Source organism: Streptomyces sp. NPDC037389, assembly GCF_040636475.1.
GTDB lineage: Bacteria > Actinomycetota > Actinomycetes > Streptomycetales > Streptomycetaceae > Streptomyces > Streptomyces hesseae.
Genome location: NZ_JBEZUS010000010.1, coordinates 126,709 through 145,925, shown reverse-complemented (window position 1 = coordinate 145,925; position 19,217 = coordinate 126,709). Strand labels below are relative to the sequence as shown.

Genomic DNA, 19,217 nt, shown 5'->3' with positions numbered 1-19,217 from the left:
GCGCTCTCCTCCCGGACGGCGATCCCCGCGATGCGACCGGCTCCGCGGGGTGCCGCGGTGGTGGGGGATCCTCTCCGGATGGTGGGGTGCGGCGGGCGCGCGGTCACCGGTATTCGGTCAGCGTCGAATACGGCCGGGGGATTTCCGGTGTTCACACCCCGTCCGTCCCCCTTCCCCCGGGGTTACCGTCCCGGGCCGGTTTCCCGTCAACCCCGCCCGGGCGGTGGGCCTTCGGCCGTCGGCGCGCGGGTCCGTCGTGGCACCATGGAGGGTCGGCGCGCCGAGGAAAATGGGGAGGTCCTGTGAGCGGCCTGAACAAGAGTCCTATGCCTGGTCTCAACAAGGGGCTGGAGCGGGTCGTGGTGGCCCTCAGATGGGATCCGAGTCCTCCGGGCGCGGCTCCCCACGATCTGGACCTGATCGCGGCGACGTACGGCGCCGGCGCCCCGCACGGCGACCCCGCCTACCTCGTGCACTTCGACAGCCGCTCGCCCGACGGCACGATCACGCTCAACCGGGACAGCCCCGACGGCAAGGGCTTCGGCGACGACGAGGTCATGACGCTGGAGCTCGACCGGCTGAGCCCCGGCTACGTCCGGGTCGTCGTGGGCGTCGCCATACAGCAGGGCGACGGGCGGCTGACGTTCGCGGGCGTCGCCGGGCCGGGCGTGCGGGTCCGGGCGGACCGTGAGCAGCTGGCGGACGAGGACTTCTCCGGGGTCGGCGGGGCGACGGCGGCGACGGTCGCGGAGTTCGTCCGTGACGCCTCGGGGGCCTGGACCTTCCGGGGCGGCGTGCGCGGCTTCGACGCCGATCCGGCGACCTTCGCGAGGATCATGGGGCAGTGAGCCCGTGCCCGTGCCCGGCGCCGCCGTCCCGGGCGGCGCCGGGCACGGGTGTGTCATGGGGTGGAGGGTGGAGGCAGGACCTCGGACAGGACCACGACGGGGCCGAGGAAACCGGACCTCCGGTTGGAATTGATCGACGGGGCGGATCGTTCATATGATTGCCCTAGGAAACCATATGGAGCGGCGGCCCGGATCGCCTGCCGCCGCCAGGAGGAAACCCCGATGACCGCCACCCCCATCGCCTTCCGCAGCTACGTGGAGGACATCCTCGATGCGCTGAACACCGCCCCGGACCGACAGGCCTTACACCACGAGGGCCGGTCCATCACGGCCGGCGAACTCCGCTCCCTCGTCCATCGCATGGCGCGCGCCCTGCGGCAGCGCGGCATAGGCCGCGGCCAGACCGTCACCCTGCTCAGCGGCAACCTCCCCGAGGTCATCGCCGCCCGGTACGCGGCCAACCTCCTCGGCTGCGCCGTCAACCACCTCTACAACAAGCTGTCGGCGGAGTCGCAGGCCGCCATCGTCCAGGACGTCGAGACCCGCGCCCTGATCGTCGACCCCCGCTGGGCCGAGCGGGCCGCCGAGTTGATCGCGCAGGCGCCGGTGGCGGACGTCCTCACACTCGGGCCCGCGCCCCTCGGCACGGACCTCCTGGAGCTCGCCGCCGCCGAGTCCGCCGAGCCCCTGGCCGGCGAGGCGCGGCCGGAAGACATCTGCTCCATCCGCCACACCGGCGGGACCACCGGCCACCCCAAGGGGATCTGCACCACCTTCGAGCAGATAGCCGGCTACCGGACCTCGCCCCAGGACTACCCGCGCCGGCAACTGGTCTGCACCACGGTCGCGCACATAGGCGGCCTGTTCACCGACATCACCCTGAGCACGGGCGGCTTCGTGGCCCTCCAGGAGGACTTCGACCCCGCCCGGGTGCTCGCCGCCGTCGAGCGCGAGCGGATCACCGACCTCTTCCTCCTGCCGCCGCTGCTCTACCGGCTGATGGACCACCCGGACGCGGACACCACCGACACCTCCAGCCTGCGCGCCCTGGTCTACGGCGGCTGCCAGGCCTCCCCCGCGCGGCTCGCCGACGCGATGCGACGCTTCGGCCCCGTGCTCGTCCAGTTCTACGGCCAGAGCGAGGTCGGCGGCATCAGCATGCTGATGCCCGACCAGCACGACCTGGCGCGGCCGGAGTTGCTGCGCTCGGCGGGCCAGGTCCTGCCCGGCGTCGACGTCGAGATCCGCGACGAGTCGGGACGGGTGCTGCCGAACGGCGAGCTCGGCGAGATCTGCGTCCGCTCCCCGCACATCATGCGCGGCTACTGGAAGCAGCCCGAGCTGACCGCGGAGGTCCTGCGCGACGGCTGGCTGCACACCGGCGACGTGGGCCGACTGGACGACGAGGGCTTCCTGACGGTCGTGGACCGCCTCAAGGACATGATCATCGTGGTGGGCGGCCACGTCTACACCACCGAGCTGGAGGACCTCCTCAACTCCCACCCGGACGTCGCCCAGAGCGCGGTATTCGGCGTCCGCGACGCCGACAACATGGAGCAGGTGCACGCCGTCGTCGTCCGCCGCCCGGGCGCCGACGCCGAAGAGGAGGAACTGCGCACCCTGGTCCGCGAGAGCCGCGGCGCCATGTACGAGCCTGCGCGCATCTCCTTCACCGAGACCCTGCCCCTGACCGAGGCCGGCAAGCCCGACAAGAACCGGCTGCGCCGCGAGGCGAAGCCGATCACGGCCTGACGGCACCACGGCGGTGGTGAGCGGGAACCGCACGGGCGCGTCGCCGAAGACGACGCGCCCGGCGCGGCCGCCCTGTGCGAAGCGCCGTCACTCAGCGGCGGCGCGGTCTTGTGTCACCGCCGGGCCCCCGGACCGGTCGGCCCGGCGGTGGGCTCCGGTCCGGCGGAGGCCGGACCAGTCGACGACGAAGCCGGCCGCGAGGGTTTCGGGATCGAGGAGAGACCGTCGTGCGTGTGGCCACTCCCGCCGGGCGGCGGGTTCGAATGGCTGGTGGACGTCGGGTCCGTGCGCCGACTCGGGAATGACACAAGGTCAGACGGGCAGCATCAGATCCTGTACGGGCGGTGTGCGCAGCTGCTCGGCGAGGCAGCGAGGCCGAGCGGACGGCCCGCGGCGATCGGGCTGTACCAATCGGCGATGCCGGTGGTCCGCCTGATGCGTAAGAACCTCACACAGGAGGTCGCGGGTCCGGTCTTCGGTGTCAGCCATTCCACGGTCAGCCGCCGCTGGGACCTGCTGAGAACAAACAGGTCTCCGCGCCCGCGTCGAGCACGCAAGAGGCCGCCGCTACCTGCGCAGGCACCAGATCAAGCACACCATCCCCGAGCCGAAAGACCAGCGGGCCCACCGCAAGAGACACGGCAGCCACGGCGGCAGGCCCGCCGGCTTCGACAAGACGGCCTACCAACGCGGGAACGAGGCTGAGCGGACGATCAACGCACTGAGGAACTTCCGGGCCGTGGCGACGAGGCTCGACAAACGCGCCTACGTTTTCCACGGCACCGTCACCGTTGTCTCGATCCGGCTCCGGCTCCGGTCGCGATCCGCCGGAGAGACCTGAGGTCAGTCCTTGGCGTCCGCGTAGCACCGCACCACTGCCGTGGTGAGCGGGAAGCGCACGGGTGTGTCGCCGAAGGCGACGCGCCCGGCGCGGTCGCCCGCGGCGCGGATGGCCTCCACGACGGCGGGCGCCTCCTCCTCGGGGCAGTGCACTATCACCTCGTCATGCTGGAAGAAGACCAGTTCCGCGCCCATGTCCGCGATGGACTGGCGCAGCAGGGCGAGGACCATCACCGCCCAGTCGGCGGCGCTGCCCTGGACGACGAAGTTGCGGGTGAACCGGCCCCGGGCGCGGGCGCCGGCCGTGCCGCCGGGGGCGGTGGGCTCGTCCTCCTGGGGGAGGCCCGCCTCGTCGGGGACGCCGGCGGTGGTGGAGGGCGGGCAGGTGCGGCCGAGCCAGGTGCGCACCAGGCGGCCCTCCTCCCCCGCGCGGGCCGCGTCGTCCACGAAGGCCACGGCTGCCGGGAAGCGGCGGCGCAGGTCGGCCAGGTGCTTGAGGCCGTCGCCGGAGGTCTGCCCGTAGATGGCGCCCAGCATGGCGAGCTTGGCCCGCTCCCGGTCGCCCGCGAAGAGCCGCTCGGCCAGATCGGCGTAGAGGTCGCGGCCGCTGCCCGCGACGTCCATCAGCCCGGGGTCGCGGGAGACGGCGGCCAGCACCCGGGGTTCGATCTGGTCGGCGTCGGCGACGACCAGGCACCAGCCCGGGTCGGCGACGACGGCCCGCCGCACCACCTTGGGGATCTGGAGCGCCCCGCCCCCGTTGGTGGTCCACCGGCCCGTGACCGTGCCGGCGGGCAGATACTCCGGCCGGAAGCGGCCGTCGCGCACCCAGGACTGGAGCCAGGCCCAGCCGTGGGCCGTGTGCAGCCGGTAGAGCTTCTTGTACTCCAGCAGGGCCGGGACGGCGGGGTGGTCGATCTCCTTCAGCTCCCAGGCCCGGGTGGAGGACAGGGCGATGCCCTCGCGGGCGAAGGCCCGCACGATGTCGGCCGGCAGGTCGGGCCGTACGCGCACACCGTCCCCGAAGGCGCGGGACGCCTCGTCGGCCAGCTCGGCCAGCCGCCGGGTCTCCTGGCCGCCCGGATAGCGCTCGCCCAGCAGCTCCAGCAGCAGCTCCCGGTGGGCGTCGGCCCGCCAGGGCACCCCCGCCCGGCCCATCTCGGCGGCCACCAGGGTGCCCGCGGACTCGGCGGCGGTCAGCAGGCGCATCCGCCCGGGGTGCGCGGTCCGCTCCGTCCGGGCCAGTTGCTCCGCGTACACCTCCAGCAGGGCCGTCAGCTCGTCCGTGCCCGGCGGCAGGGGCACCGGGCCGGGGGCGAACAGGGACGGCTGGGTCTCCGCCGCCCGCGCGGGCGGGTCGGCCGGCACGGGCAGCCCGCGCAGCCGCGCCCAGGCGGCGGGCAGCGACCGGGGCTGGCCGGACTGGCCCTCCTCGTGCCCGATCAGCAGCGACTCGGCGGCCTCGACGTCGTAGCAGCGGTCGACCCGGACGCCTGCCGCGAGCAGCCGCCCGTAGGCCTCCGCCGTGGACCGCCACACCCAGCGGTCCACCCCGGGCCGCGACCGGATCGCTTCGGCCAGGCTCTTCTCCGTCTCGACGGGCCCGGCGGCCCGCCCCTCCCCGTCGACCGGGCAGAGGCGCGCGCTCCCGTCCGCCGTCTCGGCCACCGCCCATCTCATGACGGAGAGTGTCGCACCGGGGTCTGACAATCACGGTCCGCACGGGTCCGCGGCCGCCCACCCCACGGTCATCGGGGGCCGGGGACGGCGAGGGGGTCAGGTCTCCTGGAGGACCGACAGGACGTTCCCGGCGGGGTCCGTGAACCAGGCGATGAGGGGTCCGCCGCCGCGGAAGATGCCCTTCTCGTCCGCTTCCAGACCGGGATAGCGCTCGAACTCGACGCCGCGCCGGGACAGCTCGGCGACGGCCGCCTCGATGTCGTCGACGGGGAAGTTGAGGATGGTGAACGAGGCGGGCGTGTGGTCGGCCTTGGGGTAGACGAGGACCGTGGCGCCACCGCCGAGGCGCAGATGGAGCATGCCGTGCTCCTCGGCGACGGCCAGCCCCAGGGTTCGCTCGTAGAAGGCCCGGGCCGCGGGGATGTCGTCCACGGAGAAGCCGCTGAACGCCTCGGTGTCCCGGAACATGGCCGCCTCCTTCGCGCGGGCGGCGCGCCTTCGCGTCGCCGGACATCGCCGGACACCGAATGTAGTGTCCGGCGACGCCGGTTCAGCGGGTGGCGGGGGCCTTCGGCGCGTCGGCCGCGCCCCCCGCGCCGGCCTTCTCGCGCGGGGCCGAACCGGCCACCACTCGGCTGCGCCCGGACGGCCGGCGGATGGCGGCGACGCCGACGCCGGCCAGGACGATCAGGCCGCCCACGGCCGCCAGGGGGCTCGGCAGGACGCCCATGAGCGCCGCGTCCAGCGCCAGCGCGGCGACCGGCACCGCGTAGAGCACGAGGGAGCTCGTCGAGGCCGTGGCCGCCTCCAGCACCCGCGACCAGGTGCAGAAGGCCAGCACCGTGCAGCCGAGGCCCAGCCATGCCACCGCGGTGCTCTGCTGCCAGCCGGCCGCCGCCACCTGGCTCGCCGCCTTCGGGGCGAAGAACAGCAGGGGCACCAGGCCGAAGAGGCTGCCGTAGAAGATGCAGTCCATGCCGGAGTAGCGGCGCAGCAGGGGCTTCTGGAGGATGAAGGACGTCGCCTGGGCGGCCGCCGCGAGGACGACCATCGCCATGCCGGAGCGCGAACCGCCCCCGCCGCCGCCCGACATGGCGACCACCAGGGCACCGGTCAGGGCGACGAGGAGTCCGCCGACGCCCCAGGCGCCGGGCCGCTCGCGCAGTACGAGCATGCCCAGGACGGTGGCGAACACCGGGGAGGTGGCGACGAGCATGGCGGCCGTGCCGCCCTCGACGTGCCGTTCGCCGGCGTAGAGCAGCAGCTGATAGGCGGTCATGCCGGTGAGTCCGAAGCCCGCCATCCGCAGCACGTCGCCACGGCGCAGCCTGCTGATTCGGCCTGTGAACAGGAACGGCAGCAGGAGGACGACGGCGACGGCCAGCCGCAGCACGGCCATGGCGGTCGGCTCGTAGCCGTCGAGCGCGACACGGATCGCCGGGAAGGCCGAACCCCACAGGATCGCGGTCGCGGCCATGAACTTCCAAGGGGTCGCCACTCGGCGCTCGCCCACCAACGGAAACACCGCCTCTGACGGGTCGGGAAAGCCAACATCAACGACGCTACAGAGCTTCGCTCCATAAGTCGAATAAAGGATTCCGTCATTGGATCAAAGGAATCCTTTGGGTCGGTGCACGGGAGCCGTCCGGATGGCCCCCGCCGCCGGGCGGCGCGGCCCGCCCTCTCGTACGGTCGGACCACGGACGGACACCGGATGGCAACGGACACCGGACGGACAGCGAACACCGGACGGACAGCGGACGAGCGGACGGCAGAGGAGCACCGGGTGATGAGCGGCCTCGAGACGGCGGACCATGTCAGCGTTCATCTCACCGGCTGTGGCCAGGAGGACGCGGGCACCGTGTTCGGTGCCCTGGAAGCGGCGTTCCCCGAGGTCAGCGGTCCGGAGGAGAAGGCGCCGGCCACCGCGGGGGCCAAGGACGCCACGGTGTGGTGCATGGTCGTCGACGCGCGGACCCGTGCCACCCCGCGCGCCGTCGCACCGGCCCGGCTGGCCTCGCCGGTCACCGTCGACCTCTTCGGCGCCGCCGACCCGGTGCGCCAGGTCAAGGAGGAGCTCGGCGTGGTCTTCGGGGTGGAGGACCACGGCACGGTGCCGGGCGAGCACGAGCTGGAAGTACGGCTCCAGCTGGGCTCGCACCCCGACGCATAGCCGGGCCCGGCGCCGCCGCCGAGCCCGCGCGCTGTCGTGACCGCGCCCCCGGAGGTATAACGGGTGGTGTCGCGCCTCCGCCGAGGAGGGTCGGTCATGAAACACGACATCGGGCCACGGCAGACCATCGCGCCACCCATAGAGGACCACGGCGTCATCGGCGATCTGCACACCGTCGCGCTGGTGGGCGTCGACGGCACCATCGACTGGTGCTGTCTGCCCCGCTTCGACGCGCCCTCCGTCTTCGGCGCCCTCCTCGACACCGAGCGCGGGGGCTTGTTCTCCGTCCGGGTGCGCGACGTGGAGCGCACCAAGCAGATGTACCTGCCGGACTCCAATGTGCTGCTGACCCGGTTCCTCGCCGAGGCCGCGGTCGCGGAGCTGTACGACTTCATGGTGCCGGACCACCCGACCTGCCCGGCGAGCAGCGTCCGCCAGATCGTCCGCCAGGTGCGGATGGTGCGCGGGAGCGCCACGGTCGAGGTGGAGTGCCGGCCCGCGTTCGACTACGCCCGCGCCCCGCACACGGTCGAGGTGGTCGAGGGCGTCGGCGCCGTCTTCGCCGGCCCGGCCGGCACGATGGTGCTGCGCTCGTCCGTGCCGCTGCGCGCCGAGGGGGACGCCGCGGTGGCCACCGTCGTCCTGGAGCCGGGCCGGACGCTGGAGCTCGCGGCCCAGTGGGGCGGCGATATCCGCCCGTTCGCCCCCGGCGAGGCGTCCCGGTTGCTCGACGACACCCTGCGCTACTGGGACGGCTGGCTGCGCCGCTCCACCTACCAGGGCCGCTACCGGGAGGCGGTCGAACGCTCCGCGCTCGTGCTCAAGCTCCTCGTCCACCAGCCCACGGGCGCCCTCGTCGCCGCGCCCACCACCTCACTGCCCGAGTTCGTGGGCGGGGGCCGCAACTGGGACTACCGCTACACCTGGGTCCGGGACGCCGCGTTCACGCTCTACGCGCTGATGCGGCTGGGGTTCACGGAGGAGGCGGCGGCGTTCATCGACTGGCTCCACCACCGCTGCATGGAGGCGCCACCGGGCACCGGCCTCCAGGTGCTCTACGGCATCGACGGCCGCTCCGAGCTGCCCGAGACCGTCCTCGACCACCTCGCCGGCTACCGCGGCTCCCGCCCGGTGCGCATCGGCAACGCCGCGGCGAACCAGCTCCAGCTCGACATCCACGGCGAGCTGATGGACTCGGTCTACCTCTACAACAAGTACGGCGAGCCCATCTCCTACGAGCTGTGGGAGGCGCTGAGCCGCCAGCTCGAATGGCTGGAGAAGCACTGGGAGGATCCGGACGACGGGATCTGGGAGACGCGCGGCGGCCGCCGGCGCTTCACCTACTCGGCGCTGATGACCTGGGTCGCCTTCGAACGCGCCATGCGCATCGCCCGCCACCGCGGTATGCCCGCCCCCGTGGAGCGCTGGCGCGACGCCGCCGCCACGGCGTACCGCTACGTCCAGGAGGAGTGCTGGTCGCCGGAGCTCGGCGCGTACGTCCAGTACGCCGAGAGCCGCACGCTGGACGCGTCCCTGCTGGTCATGCCGCTGGTGAAGTTCGCCGGCCCGTCCGACCCGCGATTTCTGTCCACGGTCCGGCGGCTGGAGGACGAGCTGGTCAGCGACAGCCTCGTCCACCGCTACCGGACCGACGGCACCGACGGATTCAGCGACCGGGAGGGCACGTTCAACCTCTGCTCCTTCTGGTACGTCGAGGCGCTGGCCCGGGCCGGGCGGGTCGGCGAGGCGCGGTACGTCTTCGAGAAGATGATCACCCACGCCAACCACCTGGGCCTGTACGCGGAGGAGATCGGCGCGGCGGGCGAGGCCCTGGGCAACTTCCCCCAGGCCTTCACCCACCTCGCGCTCATCAGCGCCGCGACCAACCTCGATCGCGCCGTCACCGCCAACCGCGCGCCGGCGTCCCGGCACTGCCGGCTCTGACCCCGCCGGGGCTCAGGCCCCGCCGGCCGTCAGTGGAAGCCCACCCGGCCGCCGAGGTCCACGGTGCCGTCCCCGTGACAGCGCGTCAGGATCACGGAGCCCACGCCCTGCCGGACGACCAGGTCCCGCCCGAGCTCGGCGGTGAGGGTCAGGGCGGCGGCGCCGGTGGCCTCGTCCTCGACGATCCCGTCGCCACGCCGGGGGAAGCCCCGGGCCCGCACCCGCCCCGCCGCTTCGTCCTCCCAGGCCCAGGCATACAGCCAGCCCTCCCCCGGCGGCGGCGCGGGCAGCGCGTCCACCTCGGCGACCGAGGCGAACCGCTGGGTGCGCCGCCCGGCCGCCCATCCGGCCCGCGCCCGGATCCAGGCCGTCTCCCCCTCCTGCCACGTGGGCACTTCGCCCGCCGGTGGACGCAGCACGTCCGCCGCCCGCCCCCGCCGCCGCAGCCACCACGCGAGGCCGACCAGCGGATGCCCCGCGAACGGCAGCACGGCACCGGGCGTCCGGATGTCGACACGGCCGGTGGTGGGGTCGTCGACGAACACCGTCTCGCTGAAGCCCAGTTCCGCCGCGAGCCCCTGCCGGGACTCCGGGGGAACCCCGGGGCCGTCCTCGACGATCGCGAGCGGATTGCCGCCTTCGCCCTTCGGTCCCATGAACACCCGTACCACTGTGTGATCAGCCATGCGGGTGATTGAAGCAGCTCCCGAAGAGGGGACGACCGTGGGCCCGGCCGGACCGGCCGGTTGCTCCACACCGGTGACGGCATAGTGTCCGGGAGGCCCGGGCGAGGAAGAGGCACAGCGTGCTGCCCGACTTGTCCGACCCCCTGACGACCCTGGTGCGGCGTCACCGGGAGCCCGCCGTGGTCCAGGCGGTCCGCTCCACGCTGGCTGCGGTGATCTCCTATGTGGTGGCCCTCCAGCTGAGCAGCGAGCCGGCGCCGCTCACCGCCCCGCTCACCGCGATCCTCGTGGTGCAGGTCACCCTCTACTCCACCCTCACCACCGGCATCCGCAGGGTGAACTCCGTGGTGGCGGGCGTGCTGATCGCCATCGGCTTCAGCGTCGTCGTGGGCCTGACCTGGTGGAGCCTGGGGCTGATCATCCTGGCCTCGCTGATCATCGGCCGGTTCGTCCGCGCGGGTGAATTCGTGCCGGAGGTGGCGATCAGCGCCATGCTGGTCCTCGGGGTGACCCGGGTGGGCTACACCGCCTGGGACCGGGTCCTGGAGACGCTCATCGGCGCCGTCGTCGGCCTGCTGTTCGACATCCTGTTCGTCCCCCCGGTGTGGGTGCAGCCCGCCAGCGAGGCCATCGAGCACCTCTCCCGCCGGATGGGACGGCTCCTCCAGCGGGTCGGCGAGGAACTCGGCGGCCACACCCCGGTCGCGGAGGCGGCGGCCCGGCTCCACGAGGCGCGCCGTCTGGACCACGAGATCGTGCAGGTGGACGCCGCCCTGCGGCAGGCCGAGGACAGCCTGCGCTTCAACCCCCGGGTCAGGGAGGGGCTGCTCCACCGGGTCGTGCTGCGGACCGGCCTCGACGCCCTGGAGATCGCCGCCGTCGTCCTGCGCGTCATCTGCCGCACGCTCACCGACCTCGCCAAGGAACGCACCGGGGCACCCTTGTTCGCCTCCGATGTGGCGGAGGCGATGCGGGAGGTGTTCCTCCACCTCGCCCGCGCGGTGGAGAGCTTCGCCGTGCTGATCACCACTCAGGTGAGCGCCAACGCCGAGGAGGCCGAGTCCCGGCTCGTCGCCGAACTGGCCGCCGGCCGTACGAGCCGCGACCGCGCCGCGGAGCTGCTCCTCCAGGGCGTCCGGCGGCACCCGGGCCAGTGGCAGCTCCACGGGGCGCTGCTGGCGGAGGTGGACCGGATCCTGGACGAGCTCGACGTGGAGAAACGCACCGAGCGACTGGCCGAGGAACTGGACCGCGCCGCCCGCGAGCAACGCGACCGCCACCCCACACTCCACCGCGTCCAGCGCCGCCTCCGCAGCACGGGCTACGGCTGGCGCAGCGCCACGGGCGGGGAGCGCGGACGTGGCTGACGGCGGAGACGGCAGCCGCACTGGTGGACGCCCCGTCCCCTTCACCGCCGAACCGGAGCGCAGGATCATCCGGCCGCCGCACCTGAGCCACACCAGCCTGCCCGCCGACGACGACCCGGCACACCCTAGTGCGCCCCCTCCCCCTCCGGGTGGCCGGTCGCGCGGCCCCGGCGGGCCGGGGCGCGGCCGGCCGGTTGCTCGGGGGCGGGGCCGGTGGGGATGGGCGGGATCTGGCGGGACTCCGGGGAGGCGGAGACCAGGGTCATGCGCTCGCCGCAGTGGCGGATGTCGAGGCTGTCGCCGTCCAGCAGGGTGTACGTGGCGGTGGTCCCGGTGATCTCCACTCGCACCCGGCGCTGCCGGAACTGGACGGTGAAGGCGAGGCGGCCCAGTTGTTCCGGCAGCCGGGGGTTGAAGGCGATGAGCCCGTCGTCCTCGCGCATCCCGCCGAAGCCGATGACAAGGGCGAACCAGGTGCCCGCGAGGGAGGCGATGTGGATGCCGTCGCGGGTGTTGCCCTCCAGGTCGGAGAGGTCCATCATCGCGGCCTCGCCCACGTAGTCGTAGGCGAGCCGCATATGGCCGACCTCGGCGGCCATCACGGCCTGCCCGCAGGCGGACAGCGAGGAGTCGCGCACGGTCAGCTGCTCGTAGTAGGCGAAGTTGCGGGCCTTCTCCTCCGGGGTGAAGGCGTCCCCGCGCAGACACATGGCGAGGACGAGGTCGGCCTGCTTGACGACCTGTTTGCGGTAGAGGTCGAAGTAGGGGAAGTTCAGCAGCAGCGGGTACCGCTCGGCGTGGGTGCGGGCGAAGTCCCAGAGCTGGTGGCGGGTGAAGCCCTCGGACTGCTCGTGGACCTCCAGCTCCGCGTTGTAGGGCAGGGTCATCCGGGAGGCCGCGTCCCGCCAGGCGGCGGTCTCCTCGTCGTCCACGCCCAGGGCCGAGGCGAGGTCGGGGTGGCGTTCGGCGGCGGCCGCGGCCTCCCGCAGATTGTGCTGGGCCATCAGGTTCGTATAGACGTTGTCGTCCGCGATGGCGCTGTACTCGTCCGGCCCGGTCACCCCGTCGATGTGGAAGTCGCCGTGGTGGTCGTGGTGGCCCAGGGAGCGCCACAGCCGGGCGGTCTCCACCAGCAGGGGCAGCCCCACCTCGCGCTCGAAGGTGTCGTCGCAGGTGGCGCGGATGTAGCGGACGACGGCGTCGGCGATGTCGGCGTTGATGTGGAAGGCGGCGGTGCCGGCCGGCCAGTAGCCGGAGCACTCGCTGCCGTTGATGGTCCGCCAGGGGAAGGCCGAGCCCGCCAGACCGAGCTGCCGGGCCCGTTCCTGGGCCTCGGGCATGGTGTTGTACCGCCAGCGCAGGGCCTGTTCCACGGCCTGGGGCGCGGTGTAGGTGAGCGCGGGCAGGACGAAGGTCTCGGTGTCCCAGAAGCAGTGGCCGTCGTAGCCGGGGCCGGTCAGTCCCTTGGCGGGCAGGGCGCGGGCCTCGCCGCGGGCGCCGGCCTGGAGGACGTGGAAGAGGGCGAAGCGGACGGCCTGCTGGATCTCGGCGTCACCGTCCACCTCGACGTCGGAACCCGCCCAGAACTCCGCCAGATAGGCGCGCTGTTCGGCGGCCAGGCCCGCCCAGCCGGTGCTGGTGGCGGCGGCGAGGGCGGCGTCGACCTGGTCGCGTACGGCGGGCGCCGAGCGCACCGCGGACCAGCCGTGCGCGACGATCTTCTCCACGCACAGTTTCTGGCCCGGCCGCAGCCGTGAGGTGACGGTGAAGCGGCCGAGGTCGTCGCTGCTCTCCGACGCGGTCTCGGCCTTGGCGCCGTCGACGAAGTGCGCGGCGGCCACGCCGACCCGCAGACCGCTGCGGGCGGTGCGGTGCAGCAGCCGGATGCGCGCGCCGTGGGCGGCGTGCTCCTCGGCGACCAGCGGGGTCTCCAGGACGGCGGCGGCGCGCGGGTCGCCCTCGGCGCCGGGCAGTTGTTCGTTGGCGACGAGCTCCGACTGGACGACGATCCGCATCTCGTCGTCGAGGGGCTCGATCTCGTAGGAGACGGCCCCCACCGCGCGCTGGGTGAAGGACACCAGCCGGGTGGAACGGACGCGGACGCTGCGGCCGCTGGGCGAGGTCCACTCGGCGGTGCGGTGGAGCAGCCCGGTCCGGAAGTCGAGCAGCCGCTCGTGCTTGTGGCACTTCCCGTAGCGCAGGTCGAAGGGCTCGTCGTCGACGAGGAGCCGGACGAGCTTGCCGTTGGTGATGTTGATGATGGTCTGGCCGGACTCCGGATAGCCGTAGCCCGCCTCGGCGTACGGCAGCGGCCGGAACTCGAAGACGCCGTTGAGATAGGAGCCGGGCAGGCCGTGCGGCTCGCCCTCGTCGAGATTGCCCCGCCAGCCGACGTGGCCGTTGGAGAGGGCGAAGACCGATTCGCTCTGGGAGAGCACGTCCATGGAGAGCTCGGTCTCGCGCAGGCACCAGGGTTCGACCATATAGGACGGATGGGTGATCACGGGGCCTCCCCCAGCAGTTCCGCGAGGTCGTCGACGACGACGTCGGCGCCGTGCCGGCGCAGTTCCCCGGCCTGGTCGGCCCGGTTCACGCCGACGACGAAGCCGAAGCCGCCGGCCCGGCCGGCCTCCATGCCCGCCAGGGCGTCCTCGAAGACGGCGGCCGCCTCGGGGGGTGTGCCGAGGGCGTGGGCGGCGGCGAGGAAGGTGTCGGGGTGGGGCTTGCCCGGCAGGTGCCGTTCGGCGGCGACGATACCGTCGATCCGCACCTCGAAGAGGTCCTCGATGCCCGCGGCGGCCAGTACGGCCCGGCAGTTGGCGCTGGAGGAGACCACGGCGCGGCGCAGTCCGGCGTCCCGGGCGGCCTGGGCGTAGCGGACCGATCCGGGGAAGGCCTCGACGCCCAGCTCCTTGATCTTCGTGAGGACCAGGGCGTTCTTGCGGTTGCCGAGGCCGTGGACGGTGTCGTGGTCGGGTGGGTCGTCGTCGGCGCCCTCGGGGAGGTGGATGTCGCGCGAGGCGAGGAAGGAGCGGACGCCGTCGGCGCGGGGCATGCCGTCGACGTAGCGGTCGTAGTCGGTGTGGTCGAAGGGGCGGAAGGCCGCTCCGTCGCGGCGGCGCAGGAAGGCGTCGAAGGTCTCCTTCCAGGCCGCCTCGTGGACAGTGGCGGTGCGGGTGAGGACGCCGTCCATGTCGAAGAGGCAGGCGCGGACGGTGTCGGGCAGGCCGAGGCGGGTCATGATGCGGTGCCTTCCCCGCCGCCGTCGGTGTCATCCGGGAGGTACCAGTGGTGCGGGGCGATCAGGTCGTGGACGGCGTCGGGTCCCCAGGAGCCGGGCGGGTACGGGAGCACTTCGCCGGGCGTCTCCAGCAGGGGGGCGGAGACCTCCCAGAGCCGTTCGATGCCGTCGGAGCGGGTGAAGAGGGCCTGGTCGCCGAGCATGGCGTCCAGGATGAGCCGCTCGTAGCCCTCCAGTCCGTTCCGCCGGCGGACGGAGTCGGCGTAGCGGAACGTCATCCGGGCCGGGCCGAGCCGCATGCTCGGGCCGGGCTGTTTGACGAGGAAGCGGGCGGCGATCCAGCCGGGGTCGTCGAAGTCGACGACCATGGTGTTGGCGCGGAGATCGGCCCGGGGCGACGCCTCGGGGAACATCCGCAGCGGGGGCTCCTTGAAGTGGAGGGTGACGACCTGTCGCCGGCGGGCGAGCGATTTGCCGGAGCGCAGGTAGAAGGGGACGCCGGCCCAGCGCCAGTTGTCGATCTCGGCGCGCAGGGCGATGAAGGTCTCGGTGCCGGAGTGCGGGTCGACGCCGGGCTCGGCGCGGTAGCCGTCGTACTGGCCGCGCACGGCCCGGCGGGGGTCGAGCGGCCGCATCGCCTGGAACACCTTGTTCTTCTCGTCCCGCAGGGCCTTCGCGCCGAGGTCGACGGGCGGTTCCATCGCGACGAAGCCGAGCACCTGGAAGAGGTGGGTGACGACCATGTCGCGGAAGGTGCCGGTCTGTTCGAAGAACGCGGAGCGGCCCTCGATGCCGATCGTCTCGGGTACGTCGATCTGGACATGGCTGATGTGGTCGCGGTTCCAGATGGGCTCGAAGAGGCCGTTGGCGAAGCGGAGGGCGAGGATGTTGTCGACGGACTCCTTGCCGAGGAAGTGGTCGATGCGGAAGACCCGTTCCTCGTCGAAGACGGTGTGGAGGGTGTCGTTGAGGGCGCGCGCGGAGGCGAGGTCGGTGCCGAAGGGTTTCTCGACGATGACCCGGGCGCCGTTGGCGAGTCCGGTGCGGCCGAGTTCCTCGACGACGGAGGCGAAGGCGACGGGTGGTACGGCCAGGTGGTGGAGGCGGCGGGGGCTGCCGCCGAGGTCGCGTTCGGCCGCGCGGACGGCGTCGAGCAGCGGCCGGGTGTTCCCGGGGTCCGCGGCGCCGAAGCTCAGGGTGCGTTCGAAGGCCTCCCACTCGGCGCCGGCGGGCTCGGCGGCGCAGAACTCGGCGACGGCGTCCCGGGCTCGCGCCCGGAAGTCCTCGTCGGTGAGCGCGTCCGAGGCGGGCGAGGAGCCCACGATGCGGTAGGCGTGGGGCATGAGGCCGGCCAGGGCGAGCCGGAAGAGACCGGGGAGGAGCTTGCGCCGGGCGAGGTCGCCGGTGGCGCCGAAGAGCACGATGACGTGGTCGTCCGGGGTGACGATCCCGGTCCCGGCGTCCGGCGCGGGATCCGCTCGCGTGGGGGTGGCCTTCACATCCCCTACCTTCCGGCAGCCCCCGCCCGCGCGCGATTCGCGTCACCCGTTCGGACGGCGCGGGACGGTGGCGGGGCGGTCAGCGGACGGGCAGGGCCAGTCCGGTCGCGGCGGAGTGGAGGGTGAGGGTGGCTCCGGGCGGGTTGCGCGGCACGTACAGCGGGTCGGTGCCGGTGACGACGAGGGCGAGCCGGTGGCCGGCGGGCAGGTCGTAGACGGTGGCGAAGAGGTCGAAGGACGCCTCGAAGGGGGTCCCGGGGGTGCGGTGGGAGAAGGAGTACGGGGCGTGGGTGACGAGCGCGCCGGCGCCGGTGGGGTCCATGTCGTAGAGGCTCGCGACGAGGGTTCCCTCCGCCGCCGAGGGGGTCACCCGAGTGCGCAGGGCGGGAATGCCCCGCAGGCGCCGGGGGCGACGGCCGGGGGACGTCCACCAGACGGCGGCGGTGCGGCGGCCCGGTGACGTGGCGTCGGCGTGCGGGCCGGGGTCCGGGGCCGGGTACGGGGCGTCGGCGTGCGGGCCCCGGTACGGGGCGTCGGGGCGCGGGCCGGAGGCCGGGCCGGTGCTGATCACGGGGTCGGGGCCCGTCCTCGGCTCCAGTCGGGGGACGTGGGTGCCGGAGGCGGTCGCCCACAGGTCGTCGTACTGCTCCCCGGGGTGGCCGGGAGGCCGCCCCCGGGCCTCGAGGAAGACGGGCGGCTCGGTGCCGGTGCCGCCGGGCCCGCCCCGCAGGTGGCGGTCGAACCAGCGCTCCGCGCTCGCCGGCGGCGCTTCCGTGGCGTGGTCGTCCCGCCGGTACTCCAGGCGCTTGGCCGTGCGGAGGCGGCTGAAGTACCGCCCGTTCTGGTTGGGGGACTCGACGGTCCCGGACCAGGTCTGGGCCAGCAGGACGGCGGGGGCGTGGGCGTTGAGCCGGTCCAGGTGGGTCATCGGCGAACGGGCGCGGGCGAAGGAGCGGAAGGCGGGCGTGGGGTCGGGGTGCTCCGCGTACTCCCGCAGGGCGCGGAGCACTTCCGGGCCCGGCCGGACCGCACCGGGCCGGGCCGCGGCGTGGAAGAGGGGGTGGGCCCGCCGCCTGGTGCCGCCGCCGTAGAGCCCGTCGAGGAGGTCCGCCCAGCCCCCGAGGGCGGCCACCGCCCGTACCCGCCGGTCCGCGGAGGCCGCCAGCAGTGCGATGCCGGCTCCGTACGCCGTGCCGTACAGGCCCACCCTCCGTGCGTCGGCCGGGGTGCGGGCGAGCGCCCAGGAGATCACCGCGGAGGCGTCGGCGACGTCCTCCGGCCCGGCCATGCCGAACGTGCCGCCCGAGCCGGGCAGGCCGCGCGGCCGGTAGCCGACGACGACGTACCCGGCGGCGGCCAGTCGCCGGGCCGCCGGGCCCTGATGGACGGCGGGGTCCGGGAAGAAGGGTTCCGGGAAGAAGGAGGCCGGCATCACGACCAGCGGGTGCGGTCCGTGGCCGGCGGGCTCGTACACCTCCGCCCGGAGCCGCACTCCGGGCGCGACCTCGATCGCGGTGCCGTGCGGGCCGCCGGTGGCGGTCCGCACGGCGGCGGGCGCGGCCACGGCGGACACCGTGACGAGGAGGACCACCACCAGGGCGGCCAGGGCGGACCGGACGGCTCGCATGAGTCACCTGCCGACGGGCTCGAAACGGGCGCGGGTCACCGGAGCCCGTCGGTCCGGCGCCCCGTGGGAGCCCGCGACACGACGGGCATGCTTACCGACCGGAGCGTCTCGGACACGGAGGGTGACCGACAAGGCATCCGGGTGCCGGGCCACCCGTCCTGATGAACAACACCCGCCCGGGGATTGGGTGTTGGCGCGGAGGGGCAGGGGGCCTCAACGCCGGGCGGCGGGGATGACGGGGGTAACAGGGGTGACGGGGAGCTCGCGCGGGCCGCGCACCAGGAGCCCCGGGCGGTACGGCAGCCGTTCCGGCTCGGTGGCCAGAGCCAAGTCGGGCAGCGCGCCGAAGAGGCGCGGCAGGGCGATCGCCGCCTCCATCCGGGCCAGGCGCGAGCCGAGGCAGAAGTGCGGTCCGTGGCCGAAGGCGAGGTGCGGGGCGGTCCGTTCCGCACCGCCGTCCACCGCCGGGCCGGCGTCCGCGTCCGTGAGATAGCGGGCGGGCCGGAAGGCGTCCGGGTCGGGGAAGCGCTCGGGGTCGCGGCCCGCAGCCGCGAGCACGACGAGGACGGACTCCTCCGCGGGTATCACCGCTCCCCCGCCGAGGTCGACGGGCTCCGTCGTACGCCGCCAGGTCGTGCCCTCCAGGGGGCTGGCATGCCGCAGGGTCTCCTCGACCACGGCGGCCCAGCGCGCCTCGCCGCCCTCCCGGGCGGCGGCGAGCTCTCCGGGGTGGGTGAGCAGCAGCAGCGACGCGGAGGCCAGCAGGTTCATGGTCGTCTCGTAGCCCGCGAAGAGCAGCAGGAACGCCATGGCGAGCAGTTCGCCGTCGTCGAGGCCGCCCTCGCTCGCGTCGTGCACCAGCGCGCTGAAGAGGTCGTCACCCGGGGAGCGGCGCTTGTGCGCGATCAGCGCGGTGAAGTACGCGTGGAGCGCGGCCCACGCCTCGTCGGTCGCCCCCCGCTCCAGGGCGTCGGCGGGCGAGCCGACCCGGTAGGTCCACTCCCGCAGGTCCGCCCGGTCGGCCTCGGGCACGCCCAGCACCTCGCCGATCACCAGCACGGGCAGCGGGAAGGCGAAGGAGTCCACCAGATCGGCGGTCCCCTCGCGCGCCAGCAGCCCGGACACCTCGGCGACCAGGCCGTCGGTCAGCCGCTCGATCCTCGGGCGCAGCGCGTCCACGCGGCGCGGGGTGAACGCGGCCGTGGTCAGCCGGCGCAGCCGGAGGTGGTCGGGGGCGTCGGAGTTGAGCATGTGGCGGGCGAGGCAGGCCCGGGCCCGCTGGGCCTGGGAGTCCGGCTTGGGGCGGCCCGCGCGGGGCGGCGGCACGTTGGAGAACCGGGGGTCGGCGAGGACCTCCCGCGCCCGGTCGTAGCCGGTGACGAGCCAGGCGTGCGTGCCGTTGGCGAGGGCCACCCGCGCCACGGGTCCCCGGGCGCGCAGCCGCGCGTAGTACGGGTACGGGTCGTGTGCGAAGCCGGGGTCCGCGGGGTTCAGGGTTTCGGGCACCCGCTCATCCTCACCGATCACGGTGCGTTCCCGGCCCCGGGGCCTTGTCAGCGC

14 protein-coding genes and 1 pseudogene are annotated in these 19,217 nt (G+C 73.7%); 6 read left to right on the top strand and 9 right to left on the bottom strand.

The annotated features are described in order from the left end of the window. Window positions 1-326: 326 nt before the first annotated feature. From AB0E98_RS23035 to AB0E98_RS23025, 3 genes and pseudogenes are all read left to right on the top strand, one after another. Window positions 327-848 carry a TerD family protein gene (locus AB0E98_RS23035; RefSeq protein WP_361705565.1) on the top strand — a complete coding sequence of 174 codons (522 nt, stop codon included), beginning with the start codon at window positions 327-329 and terminating at the stop codon, window positions 846-848. Between the two features lie 222 nt (window positions 849-1,070). After that, window positions 1,071-2,600 carry an AMP-binding protein gene (locus tag AB0E98_RS23030; RefSeq protein ID WP_361705563.1) on the top strand — a complete coding sequence of 510 codons (1,530 nt, stop codon included), beginning with the start codon at window positions 1,071-1,073 and terminating at the stop codon, window positions 2,598-2,600. Window positions 2,601-3,156: 556 nt separating this feature from the next. Then, a pseudogene (locus AB0E98_RS23025) lies at window positions 3,157-3,441 on the top strand (IS5/IS1182 family transposase); the annotation flags it as partial. Between the two features lie 2 nt (window positions 3,442-3,443). Here the strand turns inward: AB0E98_RS23025 and AB0E98_RS23020 are convergent. The 3 genes from AB0E98_RS23020 to AB0E98_RS23010 form a co-directional block, all read right to left on the bottom strand. Continuing rightward, window positions 3,444-5,120: a bifunctional 3'-5' exonuclease/DNA polymerase gene (locus AB0E98_RS23020; RefSeq protein WP_361705561.1), complete on the bottom strand. Its 1,677-nt coding sequence runs from the start codon at window positions 5,118-5,120 to the stop codon at window positions 3,444-3,446. 96 nt (window positions 5,121-5,216) lie between these two features. Then, window positions 5,217-5,588, bottom strand: coding sequence for a VOC family protein (locus tag AB0E98_RS23015; protein ID WP_361705559.1), 372 nt, complete (start codon window positions 5,586-5,588; stop codon window positions 5,217-5,219). Between the two features lie 82 nt (window positions 5,589-5,670). Beyond that, window positions 5,671-6,597 (bottom strand): DMT family transporter, encoded by a 927-nt coding sequence (locus AB0E98_RS23010; RefSeq protein WP_361705556.1) that lies wholly within the window; start codon window positions 6,595-6,597, stop codon window positions 5,671-5,673. Window positions 6,598-6,909: 312 nt separating this feature from the next. Here AB0E98_RS23010 and AB0E98_RS23005 point away from each other — a divergent pair, with 312 nt between their 5' ends. Together AB0E98_RS23005 and AB0E98_RS23000 are read left to right on the top strand one after the other, a co-directional pair. Beyond that, complete coding sequence (locus AB0E98_RS23005; RefSeq protein ID WP_361705553.1) at window positions 6,910-7,293, top strand: hypothetical protein; 384 nt, start codon at window positions 6,910-6,912, stop codon at window positions 7,291-7,293. A 96-nt stretch (window positions 7,294-7,389) separates the two neighbouring features. After that, window positions 7,390-9,237, top strand: a complete 1,848-nt coding sequence (locus AB0E98_RS23000; protein ID WP_361705548.1) for a glycoside hydrolase family 15 protein — start codon at window positions 7,390-7,392, stop codon at window positions 9,235-9,237. A 29-nt stretch (window positions 9,238-9,266) separates the two neighbouring features. Here AB0E98_RS23000 and AB0E98_RS22995 read toward each other — a convergent pair whose 3' ends face one another. Continuing rightward, complete coding sequence (locus tag AB0E98_RS22995; protein WP_361705547.1) at window positions 9,267-9,923, bottom strand: PhzF family phenazine biosynthesis protein; 657 nt, start codon at window positions 9,921-9,923, stop codon at window positions 9,267-9,269. Between the two features lie 122 nt (window positions 9,924-10,045). On the opposite strand from AB0E98_RS22995, the gene AB0E98_RS22990 reads away from it, so the two are divergent. Further along, complete coding sequence (locus AB0E98_RS22990; protein WP_361705975.1) at window positions 10,046-11,290, top strand: FUSC family protein; 1,245 nt, start codon at window positions 10,046-10,048, stop codon at window positions 11,288-11,290. Window positions 11,291-11,415: 125 nt separating this feature from the next. On the opposite strand, the gene AB0E98_RS22985 is transcribed toward AB0E98_RS22990, so the two are convergent. The 5 genes from AB0E98_RS22985 to AB0E98_RS22965 all read right to left on the bottom strand — a co-directional run bounded on the left by AB0E98_RS22985 (window position 11,416) and on the right by AB0E98_RS22965 (window position 19,163). Beyond that, window positions 11,416-13,794 carry a glycosyl hydrolase family 65 protein gene (locus AB0E98_RS22985; RefSeq protein WP_361705545.1) on the bottom strand — a complete coding sequence of 793 codons (2,379 nt, stop codon included), beginning with the start codon at window positions 13,792-13,794 and terminating at the stop codon, window positions 11,416-11,418. After that, entirely contained in the window at window positions 13,791-14,531 is a 741-nt protein-coding gene (locus tag AB0E98_RS22980; protein WP_361705543.1) for a beta-phosphoglucomutase family hydrolase, read from the bottom strand. Before AB0E98_RS22980 ends, AB0E98_RS22985 begins: the two co-directional genes overlap by 4 nt. Beyond that, window positions 14,528-15,979 carry a glucose-6-phosphate dehydrogenase gene (gene zwf, locus AB0E98_RS22975; RefSeq protein WP_361705973.1) on the bottom strand — a complete coding sequence of 484 codons (1,452 nt, stop codon included), beginning with the start codon at window positions 15,977-15,979 and terminating at the stop codon, window positions 14,528-14,530. The genes AB0E98_RS22980 and zwf overlap by 4 nt, the downstream gene beginning before the upstream one ends. A 130-nt stretch (window positions 15,980-16,109) precedes the next feature. Beyond that, window positions 16,110-17,657: a CocE/NonD family hydrolase gene (locus AB0E98_RS22970; protein WP_361705541.1), complete on the bottom strand. Its 1,548-nt coding sequence runs from the start codon at window positions 17,655-17,657 to the stop codon at window positions 16,110-16,112. A 213-nt stretch (window positions 17,658-17,870) separates the two neighbouring features. Continuing rightward, entirely contained in the window at window positions 17,871-19,163 is a 1,293-nt protein-coding gene (locus AB0E98_RS22965; RefSeq protein WP_361705538.1) for a cytochrome P450, read from the bottom strand. Window positions 19,164-19,217: the final 54 nt, after the last annotated feature.